Origin of the sequence: Cellulosimicrobium sp. SL-1, from assembly GCF_011033075.1 — a bacterium.
Classification (GTDB): Bacteria; Actinomycetota; Actinomycetes; order Actinomycetales; family Cellulomonadaceae; genus Cellulosimicrobium; species Cellulosimicrobium funkei.
Genome location: NZ_JAACJC010000012.1, coordinates 121,681 through 139,114, shown reverse-complemented (window position 1 = coordinate 139,114; position 17,434 = coordinate 121,681). Strand labels below are relative to the sequence as shown.

The following is a 17,434-nucleotide window of genomic DNA, read 5'->3' as shown; positions in this document are numbered from 1 at the left end:
AGAACCACCCCCAGAACCTTCCCGAGACACCCCCCGAGGAGTGCACCCTCATGGAACGACGTACCAGTCCCGGCGGCGTCCGCCGCCGCGGCGCGCGGCGGTTCCTCGCCGCCACGGTCGCCGGGCTCACCGCGACGACGGTCCTCACCGTCGCGCCGGCGTCCGCGTCCCCCGCAGGGACGGCAGCGCCGTCGTCCGTCTTCTCCGTCGCCGACGCCACCGTCGCGGCCGAGCAGGTCCTCACGTGGACCGCGGACAACAGCGTGACCGACTACAAGGCCTTCCCCGCCACGGCCGAGGCGGGTCCCGCCACGATCGTGTTCGAGAACAGCATGGCGACCGGCAGCACGTTCGGCATGAGCCACACGCTCACGTTCGACACGTCGTCGCCCGACTACAACCACGACGTGAACCTCAACATCCTCGCGAGCCCGTTCGACGCGAACGGCGGGCGGCACGAGGCCCAGGTCACCTTCACCCCGGGCAAGTACCGCTACTTCTGCGCCATCCCCGGGCACGGCGAGATGTGGGGCGAGCTCGTCGTGACCGACGGCGGCACCGGCGGCGAGGACACCACGGCCCCGTCCGTGACCGCGCTCGTCACGGGCGAGCAGGACGGCGACGGCGCCTACGTGGGCGGCGCGACCGTGACGCTCGACGCGACCGACGACGACTCCGGCGTGGCCGGGGTCGAGTACGACCTCGACGGCGCGGGCTGGCAGGCCTACACGGAGCCGTTCGTCGTCGACGCCGTCGGAACGCACACGCTCCAGTTCCGCGCGACCGACGCCGCGGGCAACACGTCCGAGGCGCAGACCGCGACCTTCACCGTCGTCGAGGGCGACGTCGAGGAGGACACGACCGCCCCGGTCGTCGAGCCCATGGTCATGGGGCAGCAGGACGAGTCCGGCGCCTACGTCGGCACCGCCGCGTTCATGCTCCACGCCACGGACGAGGGCTCGGGCGTCGCGTCCGTCGAGTACCAGGTCGACGGCGGCGCGTGGCTCCCGTACACGACCACGGTGCCGTTCACCGAGGTCGGCGAGCACACCGTGTCGTTCCGGGCGACCGACGTCGCGGGCAACGTGTCCGAGGTCGGCTCCGTGACGTTCACCGTCGTCGCCGGCGGCGGCGAGGACGACACGACCGCCCCGACCGTCACCGCCGAGGTCACCGGCACGCAGGACGGCAACGGCGCGTTCGTCGGGTCCGCCACGGCGACGCTCACCGCGACGGACGACGCGTCCGGCGTGCAGAGCGTCGAGTACGACCTCGACGGCGCCGGCTGGCAGCCGTACACCGAGCCGATCGTCGTCGACGAGCCCGGCGAGCACACGCTCGTCTACCGGGCCACCGACGTCGCGGGCAACGTCTCCGAGGAGACCGTCACCGAGTTCGTCGTCGTCGCGGAGGCCGAGGAGGACACCACGGCCCCCGTCGTGGCGACCGAGCTCAGCGGCCAGCAGGACGAGGACGGCGCCTACGTCGGCTCCGCGTCCGTGCTGCTCACCGCCACGGACGACGGCTCGGGCGTCGCGACCGTCGAGTACGACCTCGACGGTGCGGGCTGGACCGAGTACACCGGGGCCGTCGTCGTCGACGAGCCCGGCCGCCACACGCTCGCCTACCGCGCGACCGACGTCGCGGGGAACGTCAGCGAGCCGGCGACCGTCACGTTCGACGTCGTCGCGGGCCAGGGCGGCGACACCGTCGCCCCGACCGTCGACCACCGCGTCATGGGGGGCGACAAGAACGAGGCCGGCGAGTACCTCGACAACGTGTTCGTGCGCCTCCTCGCGAAGGACGCCGACTCCGGCGTCGCGTCGGTCGAGTACCAGCTCGACGGCGGCGAGTGGACCCCGTACGCCAAGCAGATCTCCGTGCGGACCCCCGGGTCGCACACGGTGACCTACCGCGCGACGGACGTCGCGGGCAACGTGTCCGCCCCGAAGACGGTCACGTTCGTCATCGCGGGCGGCGAGGAGCCCGGCGGCGACACCGACGGCCCCGTCGTCACGGCGGGCGTCAGCGGCAGCCGCACGCGCGACGGCGACTTCGTCGCGAGCGCGCGCGTCACGCTCACGGCGGTCGACGAGGAGTCGGGCGTGGACCGCATCGAGTTCCAGGCCAACGACGGCGCGTGGCAGCGCTACGCGGCCCCGGTCGCGTTCGCGGCCGACGGCCAGCACGTGGTCCGGTACCGCGCGGTCGACGGCGTCGGGAACGTCACGAGCGGCGAGGTGACCTTCACGGTCCTCAAGCTCGTGCGGGACCGCTGCGTCGGCTCGGACATCCGCCCGACCGTGATCATCGACGGCCACGACAGCACGGTGCAGAACTACGACGACGGCACCGGCTGCACGGTCAACGACCACGTCGCCGAGAACGACGAGTACGCGACGCACCGTGAGTTCGTCGACCACGTGAGCCTCGTGACCGAGGACCTCGTCCTCGACGGCGTCCTCGACGACGCCGAGCGGGACCTCGTCATCACGGCGGCCCAGCTGTCCGACATCGGTCGCCGCTGACAGCACCCGCCCCACCAGCACGTCCGACCGGCGAAGGCCCGGACCCGCTCCCTCCAGGAGCGGGCCCGGGCCGTCGTCGTCCCCGGGCCGCTCCCGGTCCGCCGGACACCCCCGGTACGCCGGACACCCCCGGCCCGCCGAGCACGATGTTGCTGTCGCCAGGGGCGGGATGCCGACGACAAGGTCGTTCTCGACCGCGCGCAGGGTCGTGCTCGGCCTGCCCCGGGGGGAGGGGGCGCCCGGGAGGGGCGCGCCGCGCCGTCGGGCAGGGGTGGGGCGACCACGCTGCCCGACGCCGCGCCGCGGACCGGTCAGGCGGGCGGCTCGCCGTAGACCGGGCGGGCGAAGGCCAGGACGATCCCCGGCCCGCCGCGCTGGGCGAGGCGCGTGCGGTCCTCCGGGTGGTCGAGCAGGTGCCGCAGGACGCGCGCGACCGCCTCGGGGTCCGTCACGACGACGGGGTCGGGGTCCGGTCCGTGCGCGGGCCGGCCCTGGAGCAGGTCCTCGCCCTCCGCGTGGCGTGACCGTGCGCCGTCGTGCAGCTCGACGCGGAGCGACGGGCGCCCCTCGCCCGGGACGACGTGGACGCGCGCGACGTCGTCCCACCGCACGACGACCCGGACCACCTCCGCCCGGCCCACCGGCAGCTCGACTTCGTGCGGCCGCAGCACGACCGCGTGCTTCGACGGCCCGCGCACGTACGCCAGCAGCCCGCCGCCGAAGGCGAGGGCGACGATGCCGATCAGGGCGGCCGCGAACCCCTCGTCGTTCCGCAGGAGCCACACCGCGAACGCCACCGCGCCGCCGCACAGCGCGAGCAGGATCAGCAGCACCGCGAGGTAGTCGACGACGGGCGTCAGGCGCTCGCGACCGCGCACCCCGCCGCGCACGGCGGTCCACACCATCGTCGGCCGGTACGGCTGCCGGGGTCGGCGGCTGCTGCTCACGGAGGACAGTCTGCCGGGTCGGCGCAGAGCACGACGTTGCTGTCGTTCTCGCGGCGATCCCGCCGGCAACCTCGTGCTCGGCGGCTCGGGGGCTCGTCGGTTCAGGAGCCGCCGAGGAGCATCCGCTTGGCGGCGGTGAACTCGTCGTCGGTGAGGGAGCCGGCGGCGTGCAGGCTCGCGAGCTCGGCGAGCGCCGCGGTGACGCCGTGCTGCACGGTCACCTCGGGGGTGCCCGCGCCGCGGGTCATGCGGGTCGTCGTGTACGTGGTCGTCGTCGAGGACGACGAGCGCGTGGGCGAGCCCCACGCGGGGGCGTCCGCGTCGGTCGTCGGGTCGTCGGCGACCGGTGCGTCGACGACGGTCGCGCCCGCGGCCCGGGCGGCGTCGTGCAGCGCGCGCGTGCGGTCGCGGCGGGCCTGCACCACGACGCGCTCCCCGGGCAGGCGCCAGACGACCACGGGGTCGCCGGGCTGCGGGACCTCCGACGGGAGCAGGTTCGTGACCGGGGCGAGGCGCGTGACCGTCGTCGTCAGCGCCCCGTGCCGCACGCGCACGGCGCAGTGCGCGACGCCGCCCGACTCCGTCCGGTCCGTGACGGACGCCGTCACGACCCCGGCCTCGCGCGTCGCGGCCAGACGGTCGCGGTGGTACTGCGCGTAGAGCGGGGCGTCGTCGCGCGACCGGCGCAGCGACCGCGCGTAGCCCGCCCACATCGGGCCGAGGAAGACCCACGGGAAGATCGTCCACACGACGTTCCAGAACCACGGGAAGAAGCCGTCGTGGTCCCACGCGTTGACCGTCACGAGCCAGACGAACCCGCCCGACAGCAGCGCGAGCAGCACCCCGTTGCGGATCTTCGTCCCGACGCCCGACGGCGGCTCCATGAGTCCCTCGGGGGTACGCGGCAGGTCGTCGACGGACTCGTCGTTGCCCACCAGCCGCAGGATGGCCTTCGGGTCGGCGGCTTTGCGCGCGAGCGCGGCGGACGGCGGCAGGGGCGATTCGTCGTGCGGGGCGGACGGCGCCCCGGTCGTGTGGTCAGACATCACCCCGATCCTACGATCGCCCCGCGCCACCGGGCCCACCCCTCTCCAGGCGAGCACGGGGATGGCGACCTCTTGCGGCTGTTTCTGGTCGGCAACCCCGTGGTCGACGGGCGGTGGAGCCGTGTTGGTCAGCGGTTGGTCGTCACCGTCGTGCCGGCGGCGCGGGTTGCGGCCAGCAAGGGCTGGAGGCGGAACGCCTGGACCGGACCGAGGGCTCCCGTGCCGCTTGTCTCGCCCGCCGCTGCTCGGGTCGCGCCCCACGCGAGGTAGTGGGCCGTGAGGTCGTACGCGTCGGGGCCGTCGAGCCGGGCCCGACGCAGCACCTTGCCCTCGGCGTCGCGCGCCACCGCGAGCACGTGCGTGCGCGACGCCGCGCGGGCCGCCTCGTCCGGCCCGCCGCTCGACCCGCTGCGCGAGCGGGCGAGCCGCCGCAGGCCGTCGCCCAGCCCGGGGACGCGCAGCGCCGCCGTCGCGACCGCCGTCGCCACCGGCGCGAGCCGCACCGCGGGACCGGACACGCCCAGCGCCACCTCGACGTCGCGCAGCCCCGGCGCGAGGCCGGGGAGCGTGAACGGCTCCGTGCCGCCCGCGGTGACACCGCGCACGCGCCGTCCGGGGCCGACGTCGAACGTGACGACACGCGCCGCGACGCGCTCACTCCGGAGACCGCCGTCGCGCCACGCGTACGACGGCGCGAGCGCCGTCTCCAGCGCGCTCACGCGCGTGCCGCCGCTCACGCCGCCGCCGGTGGGGAAGTAGCCGATCTCCAGGCGCACCGCGTCGGCGCCCTCGTCCTGGAGCGCGAGCGCCCCCGCGAGGTTGCCTGGCACCCAGTCGTGGCCGAACGCCGTGAGCAGCGCCGCACCCGTGCGCCGGGCGCGCGGACCGAGCTCGTCGAACACGCGCCGGATGAACGCCGGCTCGCCCGTCGAGTCGAGGTACACCGCGCCCGCGTCGATCGCGGCCTCGACCGCCGGGTCGCCGTGCCGCCCGAACGGGCCGACCGTCGAGATCAGCACGTCGCCCGGTTCGACCAGCGCACGCACGGTCCGCGCGTCGTCGACGTCGGCGACCGCGGTCTCGAGCGGCGTGCGCGCCGAGGTGCCCGACGGCGCGCTCCCGGCCTCGGGCGAGCCCGTGGGCTCGGCGCGGTGACGGGCCGTAGACCCTGCCGTCGCGGCTGGCGTCTGCTCGGCGAGCTCGGCGGCGAGCGCGTCCAGCCGGTCCGGGGACCGACTCGCGAGCACGGGCCGCGCGCCGCGGGCCACGAGCTCGTGCGCGACGAGCGTGCCCGTGTAGCCGGTCGCGCCGAGGAGCACGATGCGGCCCGTCGCCGGGGGAGGGGTCGGGGCGTCGGCCATGGGGTCGCCTTTCGCCGGAACCGGGGATCCCGCGAGACTACGGAGCGGTGCCGGGGCTCGCGCGTCGGCGGGTGCTTGCCGCTCCGTGCCCGCGCTCGTCCGCGGTCGGCGTGGTGTCCTGGCGGTATGGACCGACAGCCCGACGACCCGCGACGCGAGCACGGGTCGCCCCACGACGGCGGACGGCCCGACGGGCCCCGGCCTGGGCTCGTCGGCGTGCTGTGGTGCGTCGTCGTCATCGTGGCGGTGCTGGTGGTCGGCGTCGCGATAGGACTGCTCGACGCTCGCTGACCGTGCCGGCCCGCATCGCCTCACGGCGTGCGCTCGGTGGGGCTTGCCGCGCGCTGGGTGGACGGCGGCGCGGTGCGGCTCGCGCCCGGAGGTCAGCAGCGCCCCACTCCGCCGACGTCGATATCGACGTCACCCTCCATGACTTCGATACTGACGTCGTCTAGGATGACTTCACTATCGACGTCATCGGAGGCGGTATGGCGGTCCGCATCGAGATCACGAGTCCCGAGCTGCTCGGCTTCGCCTTGCAGCAGGGCCGACTGCTGCGCGGGACGAGCCAGCGGCAGCTGGCCGACCAGCTCGGCATCGGGCAGAAGTGGGTCTGGGAGATGGAGAACGGCAAGCCCGGTCTTCTCATGGAGCGCCTCTTCGCCATGCTCGACGCGACGGGCGTCCGGCTGTGGGCGGAGATCGACGAACCGGTCGGCGACGACCTCTCCGGGGCAGGCCGGGACGACGTGGAGAAGCTCGATGGCTGACCTCCGCGTCGAGCTGTACGGCCGGCTCGTCGGTCATCTGGTGGGGACGAGCTCGCGCACGTTCGACTTCAGGACGGACCGGTCCGTGCTCGAGCACTGGGCACCGGGCAGCACCGTGCTGTCGGAGTCGGTACCGCTGAGTCTCGTGGAGAACCGCGCCCGCGCGGCTCGGCGACGCAACTACTTCGCCGAGCTCCTCCCGGAAGGCCGCGTCCTGAGCGACCTCGCCGCGCGGGCGCGGCTCGGGGAGACCGACGTCGTCGGACTGCTGGCGCGCTACGGGCGCGACGTCGCGGGCGCCGTCGAGCTCTACGACCTGGACGCGCCGGGCGAGCCACGGACGCCGCGCGCGACGCCGCTCCCCGACGAGCAGGTCGGCGCGCTCCTCCGTGACACCCGTGGCATGCCGCTCGGCAACTCCCCGTACTCCGGGAAGTCCTCCCTCGCCGGGGTGCAGGACAAGATCGTGCTCGCCCTCGTCGACGACGTGTGGCACCAGGTGCACGACGGATACCCGTCGACCCACATCCTCAAGCCTCACTCCACGGCAAACCCGACGATCATCTACGACGAGGAGTACGCGACACGGATCGCCGCACGCCTGGGCCTCACGCACGGGACGCCCCGGCTGCACGAGTTCGACGGCCGGACGGCGCTCGTCATCGAGCGCTTCGACCGGTCTCCCGACGCCCCGCGCGGACGCCTCCACCAGGAGGACATGAACCAGGCGCTCGGAGCGCACGGCGACGAGAAGTACCAGGAGATCGGCGGAAAGGTCAGCCTCGTCCGGATCGCGCAGGTCCTACGGCGAGCCGCAGGTCCGACGGCGGTCGACCAGCTCCTGCGGTACATCACCCTGACCGTCGCGGTGGGCAACCTCGACATGCACGCGAAGAACGTCTCGATGCTCCACCTCCCGGACGGCTCGGCGCGGGTGGCGCCGATGTACGACGTCGTGCCGCTGCGGCACCAGCCGACCGACGGTCGGCTGGCTCTTGCTGTGAACGGCGTCTACGTCCACAGCGCCGTCACGGCCGGGGACCTCGTCAGCGAGGGGGAGGCGTGGGGATCGAGAGCATCGGCCGACGTCGTCCGCTCGACGCTCGACGACGTCGCCTCGGTCGTCGCGAGCGAGACGCCGGATTCGCGGGCGCAGCCAAGCTTGCGCGACGAGATCCTCGGCTTCACGCGGAATCTCCTGGCGGGACGCCCGACGGGATAGGCGGCGGGTCGGCACACGGCGACACAGGGCTCGCCTCGACGAGGCGCCGGAGATCGCGGCCACGGGGCCTTCCGCTCGGGCATGGAGCCCCCACTGCCGTCAGCGTCTGTCTCCGGGGCCCCACCAGCACTTGATGACACGTGCCTTCTGACGTTCCGCCTCTTCTCCGCGTCCGAGCTGCACCGCGGTGGCCGTGTCAAGCTTGTCGGCATGGGTGATGGTGGAGCCCCTCGCGCGTGGTTGCTCCTGGCGGTGGGAGACGACCGTGGGCATGGAGGCAACGCGGGGTATGACGACCAGGTCGACGCGTACTACTCCTGGGACGACAAGGTCCCTAACCACAAGAGCGTCAGAGTCGGTGACGTCGTTGCGCTCTGGGACAGGGCACGCCTTCTAGGAGTCTCGGTCGTCGAGGCGATCGAGGTCGTCGAGGGGTTCAAGGCACAGTTCCGCTGCGTGAGGTGCAGGAGCACGAGACTCAGGGCCCGCAAGACGGTGATACCCCGGTACCGGTGTGCAGAGTGCCGGGCACAGTTCGACGAGCCGGACATCGATGTCGTCCCCGTGATGCTCTACACGGAGAGACACGACGCCGCCTGGACTCCGCTCCCTGGAGTGCTCAGAGCGGACGAGCTCCGAGCCCTCGCGAGTCACGAGGGCGACATCAATTCGATCCGGCCCTTGGACTGGCCGGCCTTCCAGCAAGCGCTCTCAGATCGAGGAGCGCAGCGCGCTGTCGCCCGGGTGGGCGTCCGGGCGCTCGACGATTCGTGGGCCGTCCCCGGCGGCGTGCGGCTCGGTTCGGCGGACGGTTTCGCGCACTCCGTGGTGAGAGTGCGGCGGGGCCAGCAGAGGTTCCGCGATCGACTCCTTGCGAGACAGGGCAGTCACTGTGCCTTCACCGGGGCGGCGCCGGAGCGCGTGCTCGAGGCCGGACACCTGTACAGCTACGCCCAGCTCGGCACACATCACGAGCACGGTGGCCTCATGCTCCGTCGCGACATCCACCGCCTGTTCGATGATGGTCTTCTTGCTGTCAGCCCGCGAGATCTGCGGGTCGACGTGTCCGACGAGCTCGCCAGCTTCCCGCAGTACGCCAGCCTCCACGGCGGGGAGCTCGCGGTCTCCCTGCGCGACGAGCACGTGGGCTGGCTCTCCCGCCACTGGCAGGAGCACCGCGCGGAGGCGAACCGGTGAGCGTCTGCGTCCGCCACCGGGGATAGGTGATGTGCTCAGGCGCCGTTCTCGGCCGACTGCGACACCAGAACCGCGAGCTGCACCCGGTTCGTGACGCCGAGCTTTGCGCTCGCCGCGGAGAGGTGGGTCTTGACCGTCGCTTCGCTGACGTACAGCCGCTGCGCGATCTCGGGGTTGGACAGACCCTGCGTGACGAGTCGCGCGACGTCGAGCTCGCGCTCGGTGAGGGTCGAGACCTGCTGGGCGGCCTCCCTGCGCCCTGCCGCGCCGGGCGCGGCGGTGACCTGCGCCATGACGACGCGCGCCGCGCGGGGCGACAGTGCACCGTCGCCGGCTGCGACGGCGCGGACGGCGGAGACGATCTCGTCGGGGGACGCGTCCTTGGCGAGGAACCCGGACGCCCCGGCGTGGACGGCGTCGAGGATGCTGGACTCGGTGTCGAACGACGTCATGGCGATGACGCCGGGCGGGTCGGGGAGCGCCCGCACGGCGCGTGTCGCCGTCACGCCGTCGACGCGGGGCATGCGCAGGTCCAGGAGCACGACGTCGGGGTGGTGCGCCTGCACGGCCGTCACGACCTCGTCGCCGTCGGCGGCCTCGGCGACGACCTCGATGTCGTCGGGCCGCAGGATGGTCCGCAGCAGCCGTCGCACCATCGGGTCGTCGTCGACCACGAGCACCTTGATCACGCCCCGACCCTAGCGGCGCGCGCCCACGGCGCGTCCGCGGTGGCCGCCGTCCTCGGCGCTGGCGCAACGGCCGTGCCGCCCGTCGCGACCGCCGCCCATCGCGACCGCCGCCCGCCGCGAGCCCCCGTCAGGCCGGCGCGCCGTCCTGGTGGCGCACCCACGTCTCGCGGACCTCGGTGAGGTGGTCGAGCATCGCGGCGCGGGCGCCGTCGGCGCGGTGCGCGTCGAGGTTGTCGACGATCGCGCGGTGCGCGCGCGTGACGACGTCGATGCGGCGCGGGTCATAGGAGAACGTGGCGACGCGCGTCTCCATGAGCCCTTCGCCGAGCACGTCGTAGAGCATGACGAAGAAGTCGTTGCCGGTCGCGACGGCGAGCCCGCGGTGGAAGGCGTAGTCGTTCTTGGACGCGGCGACGATGTCGTCGGCGTGCCCGGGGAGCTGGTCGACGAGGTCGGCGAGGCCGGTGAGCGCGGCGTCGTCGATGCGTTCGGCGGCGATTCCCGCGACGGCGACCTCGAGCGTCGCGCGGACCTCGTGGAGCTGGAGGTAGGGCACGTTGGGGCCGTGGTGGAGGAACATCTGGAGCATCTGGCCGACGTCGTCGATGCTGGTGCGCCCGACGCTCAGGCCGGAGCCGGGCGTGGCGGTGACGATGCCCTTGGCGGTGAGGGCGCGGACGGCCTCGCGCACGACGGTGCGGGAGACGCCGTAGGACTCGCAGAGCTCGCGCTCGGAGGGCAGCCGGTCGCCGGGCTGGAGCTCGCGCGCGAGGATGTCGTCGCGGATCGCGTCGGCGACCTGGTCGGACAGTCGGCGCTGTCGCACGATGCCGCTCGTCGGCAGCGTCGCATCGGGCTCGGGCACCGTTCCTCCTCGGGGTGACGACCGCGCCATTCTGCCTCACGGGGGCCGCGACCTGCCCGGACGCGGTCCCTGCTCACGGTCGTGAGACGGGGTTGGCTCAACTGGTATGACAGGATACAGTCACTCAACCTGCTGAGCCGAGCGTCCGACGTCGGGCACCCGTGCCGGCAGGTCTCCCCTCACCCGCACGCAGAGCAACGCGGCTTCCCAGTCGCGGGGAAAGAGCTGTTCCACGATGCGCGCCATCAGATTCGAGACGTCCGGGACCGCCCACGTGGTGGACATCCCGCGCCCGGTCCCCGGCCCCGGCGAGGTCCTCCTCGCCGTCACCTCCACGGGGGTGTGCGGCTCCGACCTGGCCGCCCTCCGCGGCACCCACCCGTTCCGCGTCCCGCCGCTGATCTCCGGCCACGAGGCCGGTGGCCGCGTCGTCGAGGTCGGCCCGGACGTCGCCGGCGTGGCCGTCGGCGACCGCGTCGTCGTCGACCCGCAGCGTCCGTGCGGCACGTGCGACCTGTGCACGACGGGCGGCTACCACCTGTGCGCGAGCAAGCAGATGCTCGGCGTCGCCGAGTGGGACGGCTCGTTCGCCGAGCACGTCGTCGTGCCCGCGTACACGCTGGTCCCCGCGCCCGACGGCGTCGCGGACGAGCACCTCGCGCTCGCCGAGCCGGTGGCGGTCGCGGCCCACGCCGTCGCGCAGCTGGGGGAGCGGCGCCGCGGGCGCGCGCTCGTGCTCGGCGGCGGCACGATCGGCGCGCTCGTCGCGCGCGTCCTCGCCGACGGCGGCAGCACCGTGGTCGACGTCGTCGAGCCGCGGGAGCACGTCCACGAGGTGCTGCGCGCGGTCGGCGCGACGGGCGTCCACCTGCCCGACGCCGCGCTCGAGCCCGGCTCGTACGACGCCGTCTTCGTCGCCGCGGGCGTGCCCGCGCTCGTCGAGCGCGCGTTCGAGGCCGTCGCGCCCGGTGGGGCGATCGTCCAGGTCGCGGTGTTCAACCAGCCCGTGCCGGTCCCGGTGGGACAGCTCCAGGTGCGCGAGATCGCTCTGCTCGGCACGGCCATGTACACGAAGGACGACTTCCGCACCGCGCTCGACGTCCTCGCACGGCACCCCGGGCTCGCCGACGTGCTCGTGTCCCGCACGACCTCCCTCGAGGAGGGCGCCGCGATCACCACGACCATGGCCGCCGAGGGGCCGGGCGACATCGTCAAGCTGGTGATGGTCCCGTGAGCGCGGGCCGCGCCGTCCGCGGTGTCCTGTCCGGCGCCGAGCGCGCGCTGTTCGTGGTCTCGGGCGTCGCGATCACGCTCGTCAGCGCCGTCCTCGTGCTCCAGGTCTTCATGCGGTACGTGCTCAACAGCCCGACCGTGTGGTCCGAGGAGTTCGCGACGCTCGCGTTCGTCTGGTGCGTCATGACGGCGATCCCCGTCGCGGTGCGCCGCAGCGAGCACATCGCGGTGACGCTGCTCCTCGACCGCCTGCGCGGGAAGGTTCGCCGCGCGTTCGTCGCGCTCGGCTACGCGCTCTCCGCGGGCCTCTTCGGCCTCGTCGCGGTCTACGCCGCGATGATGCTCCCGACGGGCGCGCGCCAGCTCATGACCGGCCTGACCATCGCGACGGGCACGGACATCACGCTGCTCGCCATGTACGTCGTCGTGCCGATCGGCATGGGCTTCTCCTGCGTCTACGCGGTCGAGAAGCTCGTCGAGGCGCTCCGCGGCGACTTCGACACCCCCGACGACGCCGTGGAGGCGAACATCGCCGAGGCGGAGCAGCTCGTCGCGCCCACCTCCCAGGACAAGGACGTCTGACCCATGCCCCTCATCCTCGGAGGGCTCCTCCTCCTCATCCTCGTCATCGGCGCCCCGGTGGGCGTCGCCGTCGGCCTCGCCTCGTTCGCGAGCCTCGCCGCCGAGGGCGTGCCGCCCGAGGTCGGCGCCCAGCGGTTCGTCGCCGGGATGCGCTCCTTCCCGCTCCTCGCGATCCCGCTCTTCGTGCTCGCCGGGTCGCTCATGAACGCGGGCGGCGTGACCCAGCGCCTCATCGACTTCGCCTACGCGATCGTCGGCCGCATCCGCGGCGGGCTCTCGGCCGTCAACGTCCTCACGAACATCACGTTCGGCGGCATGTCCGGCTCGGCGGTCGCGGACGCGTCGTCGGTCGGCCGCCTCCTCATCCCGCAGATGCTGCGCCGCGGCTACGCGCCCGGCGACGCGGCGTCGGTCACCGCGACGGCGTCGATCGTCGCGCTCGTGCTCCCGCCGAGCATCACGATGATCATCTACGGCGTCGCCGCCGAGGTCTCGATCAGCGCTCTGTTCTTCCACGGCCTCTACATCGGCCTCGGGTTCGGCCTCGTGTACCTGGTCACGGGCTGGCTCGTCGCCCGCAAGAAGGGCTACCCGGCCGAGCGCGGCGTGGGCGCGCGCGAGCTCGTGCGCACCGCCGCCAAGGCGCTCCCGGCCCTGCTCATCCCGGTCGTCGTGCTGGGCGGCATCCGGCTCGGCGTCTTCACCGCGACGGAGGGCGGCGCGGTCGCGGTCCTCATCGCCGTGATCCTCGGGGTCGTCGTCTACCGCGAGCTGTCCTGGCAGCGGGTCGTCAAGGCGATGCGCGAGACCACGATGCTCGTCGCCGCGATCATGCTCATCATCGCGATGGCGCAGGCCTACTCGTGGGCGCTCGTGACCGGCGGCACGCCGCAGATCGTCGCCGACGCCGTGCTCGGGCTCACGGACAACGTGCTGCTCATCCTCTTCGTCGCGAACGTGATCCTGCTGCTCATCGGCACGGTCGTCGAGGGCAACGCGGCGATCATCATCTTCACGCCGATCCTCCTGCCGATCGTCACCGCCGCGGGCGTCGACCCGGTCCACTTCGGGCTGATCGTGGTCATCAACCTCGCGATCGGGCTCATCACGCCGCCCGTCGGGATCAACCTGCTCATCACGAGCCGGATCGCCGGGATCTCGGCGGAACGGGCGCTGCGCGACATGCTCCCGTGGCTCGGCGTCTCGGTCGCCCTGCTGTTCCTCGTCACGTACGTCCCCGTCCTCACCGGCATGTACTAGCCGGCGCGACGGTCGACACCCGCCACCGGCACCAGCACCCCGGCGGGCGAGGGCGTCCCGCGCCCTCGCCCGCCCCGCACACGAAGGAGCTTCCCGTGGGGAAGAGAACCACCGCGCCGCACCGTCGCGTCGCCGCCCTGGTCGTCGCGAGCGCGCTCGCCCTCGGCGGCTGCACGGCCACGACGACGGACACCGAGCCCGACCTGCTGCTCCGCCTCGGCCACTCGTACGGCGCCGGAAGCCTGCAGGACCGCGCCGCGAACCGGCTGTCCGAGCAGGTCGCCGACGCCTCCGACGGCCGCGTGACGATCGAGGTCTACCCCGCCTCCCAGCTCGGGAGCTGGGAGGACATGCAGGAGGGCCTGGAGTTCGGGGCGGTGGACATCGTCGTCGAGTCCGTCGGCTCGCTCGAGCGCTACACCGACCTCGCCGCGATCGAGGGCGTGCCGTTCCTCTACGAGGACGAGGACCAGTTCCTCGAGGTCTGGGACGGCCCGCTCGGCGACGAGATCATCGACGCCATCCGGGAGGACTCCGGGTTCCTGCTGCTCGGCCAGATGTACCGCGGCGGGCGCGTGCTCAACACGCAGCGTCCCGTCACCGAGCTCGCCGACGCGCGCGGCCTCAAGCTGCGCGTCCCGACCCAGCAGACCTACCTCGACACGTGGCACGCGCTCGGCGCGAGCCCCATGCCGCTCGCGCTCAGCGAGGTCTTCCCCGCGATCGAGCAGGGCGCGGTCGAGGGCCAGGAGAACCCGATCGACGTCGTGCGGTTCAACTCGTTCTACGAGGTCGCGCCGCACGTCACGCTCACCGAGCACGTGTTCGGCAACTTCCACTTCCAGGTCTGGGCCGACGCCTACGAGGGCTGGCCCGACGACCTGCGCGCGATCGTGGACGCCGAGATCGACGACGTCTCCTCCTGGTACCGCGAGACGTCGATCGCCGAGCGGCAGGAGAACGTCGACTTCCTGGTCGAGCGCGGCGTCGAGCTGCACGAGATCGACCGCGCCGAGTGGGCCGAGGCGTCGTCCGAGGTGCTCGACCACGTCGACCCCCGGGTCGTGGAGTGGGCCGAGCGCATCCGCTCGGGCGACGCGTGACGCCGTACCGCGGCCCCGAGCCGCGCCGGCGCGTCGACCGCGCCGCCCGCGACGACCGACGACCCGACCGACCAGAGGAGACACCGATGCGCGGCGCGATCGCCGACGACTTCACCGGGGCCACCGACCTCGCCGGCAACTGGAGGGCGCGAGGTCTGCGGACCGCCGTCGTGCTGGGCGTCCCGGGCCCGGACGACCTCGCGGACCTCGCCGACCACGACGCCGTCGTGGTCGCGCTGAAGATCCGCTCCGTGCCCGCCCCCCAGGCCGTGGAGCAGGCGCGCGCGGCCTACCGCGCGCTCGCCGCGCTCGGCGTCACGCAGGTCTACGACAAGTACTGCTCGACGTTCGACTCCACGCCCGAGGGCAACATCGGGCCCGTCGCGGACGCGCTGCTGGAGGAGACCGGCGCGCGCAGCGCCGTCGTCGTCCCCGGCTTCCCGGACGCGGGCCGCACCGTCTTCCGCGGCCACCTGTTCGTGGGCGACGACCCGCTCGACCGCAGCCCCATGAAGGACCACCCGCTCAACCCCATGTGGGACTCGCGCGTCGCGAACCTCCTCGCGGCGCAGACCGCGCACCCGGTCGCCGAGGTGCCGGTCGGCGTCGTGCGGGCCGGCGAGCAGGCGCTGCGGGGCGCGATCGTCGCGGCCGAGGCGCAGGGCGCGCGGTACGTCGTCGTCGACAGCATCGACAACGACGACCTCGCGGTCGTCGCCCGCGCGACGTCCGACGCCCCGCTCGTCACGGGCGGCTCCGGCCTCGCGCTCGGCCTCGACCCGACGGGCGCGACGCTCGGCGACATCGCCGCCGTCCCGGGCCGACGCGCGGTGCTCGCGGGCAGCGCGTCGCGCGCCACCCAGGCGCAGGTCCGGGCGGCCCTGCCGCACCTGCCGCACCAGAAGGTCGACGTCGCGGCGGCGCTCGCGGACCCGGGCGCAGAGGTCGAGCGGCTCCTCGCGTGGGCGCGCGAGCGCTGGGCGGAGCAGCCCGACCGGCCGGTGCTCGTGTACTCCGTGGGCGAGCCGGACGACGTCGCGCGCGGCCGTGCGGTGACCGCCGACGCTCCTGCCGTGGTCGAGCGGCTGTTCTCCGCGCTCGCGCCGCGGCTCGCGCAGGCAGGAGCGACGCAGCTCGTCGTGGCGGGCGGCGAGACGTCGGGCAGCGTCGCCCAGGGGCTCGGGGTGCACGTGCTCGAGGTCGGGCAGCTCCTGAGCCCGGGCGTGTCCTGGCTGCGCGGTCGCCGCCGCGGGGCCGACGACGTCAACCTCGTCCTCAAGTCCGGCAACTTCGGCACCGAGGACCTCTTCGTCACCGCGTGGGAGGAGCTCGCATGAGCGACCTGGTCGAGGAGCTGCTCGCCGCCGGGCGCGGTCTCGCCGCGAGCGGGATGTCGCCCGGGACGTCGGGCAACGTGTCCGTGCGCGTCGGCGACGAAGTGCGCATGAGCGCGAGCGGCACGTCCCTCGCGACCCTCACCGCCGAGCAGATGGCCCGCACGACGCTCGACGGCACCCCCGTCACCGAGGGCGACGGCCCGACGCCGCGGCCCACCAAGGAGTGGCCGCTGCACCTCGCGATGTACGCGCGCGACCCGGAGTACCGCTGCGTCGTGCACCTCCACTCGCCGAGCGCCGTCGCGGCGTCGTGCCTCGCTCCGTGGCGCGAGCACACGGCGTTCGCGCCGGTCACGCCGTACGTCGTCATGCGCGTGGGCAACGTGCCGCTCGTGCGGTACGCCGCGCCGGGCGACCCGGCGCAGGCCGAGCGCGTCCGGGGGAGCGCGCTGCGCTTCCACGGCGCCCTGCTCCAGAACCACGGGTCGATCGCGACCGGGCGCACGGTCGCGGAGGCCGTCGACCGCGCGGTCGAGATCGAGGAGGCGGCGCGCGTCCGGCTGCTGCTCGGGGACCGGCTCGACGCGCGGCTCCTCACCGACGACGAGGTGCGCGAGCTCGTCGAGGCGTACGGGCAGCCCTGGGGCTGACGTCCGGGCGAGGATGGTCCGGTGCCGACCGACCCGCCGTACGCGCGCCCGACCGCCGACGACCTCGCCGCCGCGCGCGGCCGTGAGATCGAGGACTGGCTGCGGCCGGACCTCGACGTGCTGTTCTGCGGGATCAATCCCGGGCTGTACTCGGCGGCGGTCGGGCTGCCCTTCGCGAACCCGGGCACGCGGTTCTGGAAGGCGATGCACGAGGCGGGCTTCACCGACCGGGTGCTCGGGCCGTGGGAGCGTGAGGAGTTCCTCGGCGCCGGGCTGGGGATGACGAACGTCGTGCGACGGGCGACCGCGCGGGCGGACGAGCTCACCCCGGACGAGATCGTCGACGGCGGACGCCGCCTCGTCAAGACGGCGGAGACGTACCGGCCGCGGTGGGTCGCGGTGCTCGGTCTGGGCGCGTACCGCACGGCCTTCGCGGACCGTCGCGCCGCGACCGGCCCGCTGGAGCGGCGCGTCGGCCCCGCGCGGGCGTGGCTGCTCCCGAACCCGAGCGGCCTCAATGCGCACCACACGGTCGCGACGCTCGGCGCGGCGTACGCAGAGCTGCGCGTCGCTGCGAGGCTGCCGGACCGCCGTCGGGCGTGAGCGCCGCGCGGGGCGAGCCGGGCTGTCGCCGCCTGCGCGTG

17 protein-coding genes are annotated in these 17,434 nt (G+C 73.7%); 12 read left to right on the top strand and 5 right to left on the bottom strand.

Annotated elements, in window-relative coordinates:
* The first annotated feature begins 50 nt into the window (after nt 1-50).
* A complete protein-coding gene (locus GWJ10_RS18065) occupies nt 51-2,528 on the top strand; it encodes an Ig-like domain repeat protein (RefSeq protein ID WP_163188804.1) in 2,478 nt (825 codons plus the stop codon).
* 311 nt (nt 2,529-2,839) lie between these two features.
* Here the strand turns inward: GWJ10_RS18065 and GWJ10_RS18060 are convergent, their stop codons facing one another.
* The 3 genes from GWJ10_RS18060 to GWJ10_RS18050 form a co-directional block, all read right to left on the bottom strand.
* Nucleotides 2,840-3,475: a glycosyltransferase gene (locus tag GWJ10_RS18060; protein WP_163188803.1), complete on the bottom strand. Its 636-nt coding sequence runs from the start codon at nt 3,473-3,475 to the stop codon at nt 2,840-2,842.
* A gap of 101 nt (nt 3,476-3,576) precedes the next feature.
* Nucleotides 3,577-4,521 (bottom strand): SHOCT domain-containing protein, encoded by a 945-nt coding sequence (locus tag GWJ10_RS18055; protein ID WP_163188802.1) that lies wholly within the window; start codon nt 4,519-4,521, stop codon nt 3,577-3,579.
* Nucleotides 4,522-4,649: 128 nt separating this feature from the next.
* The gene (locus GWJ10_RS18050; RefSeq protein ID WP_163188801.1) at nt 4,650-5,882 is read right to left on the bottom strand and encodes a saccharopine dehydrogenase NADP-binding domain-containing protein; all 1,233 of its coding nucleotides are present in this window, start codon (nt 5,880-5,882) and stop codon (nt 4,650-4,652) included.
* A gap of 126 nt (nt 5,883-6,008) precedes the next feature.
* On the opposite strand from GWJ10_RS18050, the gene GWJ10_RS18045 reads away from it, so the two are divergent.
* The 4 genes from GWJ10_RS18045 (at nt 6,009) to GWJ10_RS18030 (ending at nt 9,071) form a co-directional block, all read left to right on the top strand.
* Nucleotides 6,009-6,173: a hypothetical protein gene (locus tag GWJ10_RS18045; protein WP_163188800.1), complete on the top strand. Its 165-nt coding sequence runs from the start codon at nt 6,009-6,011 to the stop codon at nt 6,171-6,173.
* Between the two features lie 197 nt (nt 6,174-6,370).
* A complete protein-coding gene (locus GWJ10_RS18040; RefSeq protein ID WP_163188799.1) occupies nt 6,371-6,652 on the top strand; it encodes a helix-turn-helix domain-containing protein in 282 nt (93 codons plus the stop codon).
* A complete protein-coding gene (locus tag GWJ10_RS18035) occupies nt 6,645-7,874 on the top strand; it encodes a HipA domain-containing protein (protein WP_163188798.1) in 1,230 nt (409 codons plus the stop codon). Before GWJ10_RS18040 ends, GWJ10_RS18035 begins: the two co-directional genes overlap by 8 nt.
* Nucleotides 7,875-8,126: 252 nt before the next feature.
* Nucleotides 8,127-9,071: an HNH endonuclease signature motif containing protein gene (locus tag GWJ10_RS18030; RefSeq protein WP_163188797.1), complete on the top strand. Its 945-nt coding sequence runs from the start codon at nt 8,127-8,129 to the stop codon at nt 9,069-9,071.
* A gap of 35 nt (nt 9,072-9,106) precedes the next feature.
* Here the strand turns inward: GWJ10_RS18030 and GWJ10_RS18025 are convergent, their stop codons facing one another.
* The gene (locus tag GWJ10_RS18025; RefSeq protein WP_206158437.1) at nt 9,107-9,760 is read right to left on the bottom strand and encodes a response regulator transcription factor; all 654 of its coding nucleotides are present in this window, start codon (nt 9,758-9,760) and stop codon (nt 9,107-9,109) included.
* 127 nt (nt 9,761-9,887) lie between these two features.
* Entirely contained in the window at nt 9,888-10,625 is a 738-nt protein-coding gene (locus tag GWJ10_RS18020; RefSeq protein ID WP_051027509.1) for a FadR/GntR family transcriptional regulator, read from the bottom strand.
* 235 nt (nt 10,626-10,860) lie between these two features.
* Here GWJ10_RS18020 and GWJ10_RS18015 point away from each other — a divergent pair, with 235 nt between their 5' ends.
* The 7 genes from GWJ10_RS18015 (at nt 10,861) to mug (ending at nt 17,393) form a co-directional block, all read left to right on the top strand.
* Entirely contained in the window at nt 10,861-11,859 is a 999-nt protein-coding gene (locus GWJ10_RS18015; RefSeq protein WP_163188796.1) for an alcohol dehydrogenase catalytic domain-containing protein, read from the top strand.
* On the top strand, nt 11,856-12,440 hold the full coding sequence (locus tag GWJ10_RS18010) for a TRAP transporter small permease (RefSeq protein WP_021482370.1): 585 nt from the start codon (nt 11,856-11,858) through the stop codon (nt 12,438-12,440). The genes GWJ10_RS18015 and GWJ10_RS18010 overlap by 4 nt, the downstream gene beginning before the upstream one ends.
* A gap of 3 nt (nt 12,441-12,443) precedes the next feature.
* The gene (locus GWJ10_RS18005) at nt 12,444-13,700 is read left to right on the top strand and encodes a TRAP transporter large permease (protein ID WP_021482371.1); all 1,257 of its coding nucleotides are present in this window, start codon (nt 12,444-12,446) and stop codon (nt 13,698-13,700) included.
* Nucleotides 13,701-13,795: 95 nt separating this feature from the next.
* Complete coding sequence (locus GWJ10_RS18000) at nt 13,796-14,803, top strand: TRAP transporter substrate-binding protein (protein ID WP_163188795.1); 1,008 nt, start codon at nt 13,796-13,798, stop codon at nt 14,801-14,803.
* 86 nt (nt 14,804-14,889) lie between these two features.
* Nucleotides 14,890-16,140, top strand: coding sequence for a 3-oxo-tetronate kinase (gene otnK / locus GWJ10_RS17995; protein ID WP_163188794.1), 1,251 nt, complete (start codon nt 14,890-14,892; stop codon nt 16,138-16,140).
* Nucleotides 16,137-16,790, top strand: coding sequence for a class II aldolase/adducin family protein (locus GWJ10_RS17990; protein ID WP_163188793.1), 654 nt, complete (start codon nt 16,137-16,139; stop codon nt 16,788-16,790). The genes otnK and GWJ10_RS17990 overlap by 4 nt, the downstream gene beginning before the upstream one ends.
* Before the next feature lie 21 nt (nt 16,791-16,811).
* Nucleotides 16,812-17,393: a G/U mismatch-specific DNA glycosylase gene (gene mug / locus GWJ10_RS17985; RefSeq protein WP_163188792.1), complete on the top strand. Its 582-nt coding sequence runs from the start codon at nt 16,812-16,814 to the stop codon at nt 17,391-17,393.
* Nucleotides 17,394-17,434: the final 41 nt, after the last annotated feature.

What these genes read in the sequence shown, in the direction of transcription:
- GWJ10_RS18065 (WP_163188804.1), top strand. Translation starts at nt 51, where the DNA reads ATGGAACGACGTACCAGTCCCGGCGGCGTCCGCCGCCGCGGCGCGCGG.
- GWJ10_RS18055 (WP_163188802.1), bottom strand. Translation starts at nt 4,521, where the DNA reads ATGTCTGACCACACGACCGGGGCGCCGTCCGCCCCGCACGACGAATCG.
- GWJ10_RS18050 (WP_163188801.1), bottom strand. Translation starts at nt 5,882, where the DNA reads ATGGCCGACGCCCCGACCCCTCCCCCGGCGACGGGCCGCATCGTGCTC.
- GWJ10_RS18045 (WP_163188800.1), top strand. Translation starts at nt 6,009, where the DNA reads ATGGACCGACAGCCCGACGACCCGCGACGCGAGCACGGGTCGCCCCAC.
- GWJ10_RS18040 (WP_163188799.1), top strand. Translation starts at nt 6,371, where the DNA reads ATGGCGGTCCGCATCGAGATCACGAGTCCCGAGCTGCTCGGCTTCGCC.
- GWJ10_RS18035 (WP_163188798.1), top strand. Translation starts at nt 6,645, where the DNA reads ATGGCTGACCTCCGCGTCGAGCTGTACGGCCGGCTCGTCGGTCATCTG.
- GWJ10_RS18015 (WP_163188796.1), top strand. Translation starts at nt 10,861, where the DNA reads ATGCGCGCCATCAGATTCGAGACGTCCGGGACCGCCCACGTGGTGGAC.
- GWJ10_RS18005 (WP_021482371.1), top strand. Translation starts at nt 12,444, where the DNA reads ATGCCCCTCATCCTCGGAGGGCTCCTCCTCCTCATCCTCGTCATCGGC.
- otnK (WP_163188794.1), top strand. Translation starts at nt 14,890, where the DNA reads ATGCGCGGCGCGATCGCCGACGACTTCACCGGGGCCACCGACCTCGCC.
- GWJ10_RS17990 (WP_163188793.1), top strand. Translation starts at nt 16,137, where the DNA reads ATGAGCGACCTGGTCGAGGAGCTGCTCGCCGCCGGGCGCGGTCTCGCC.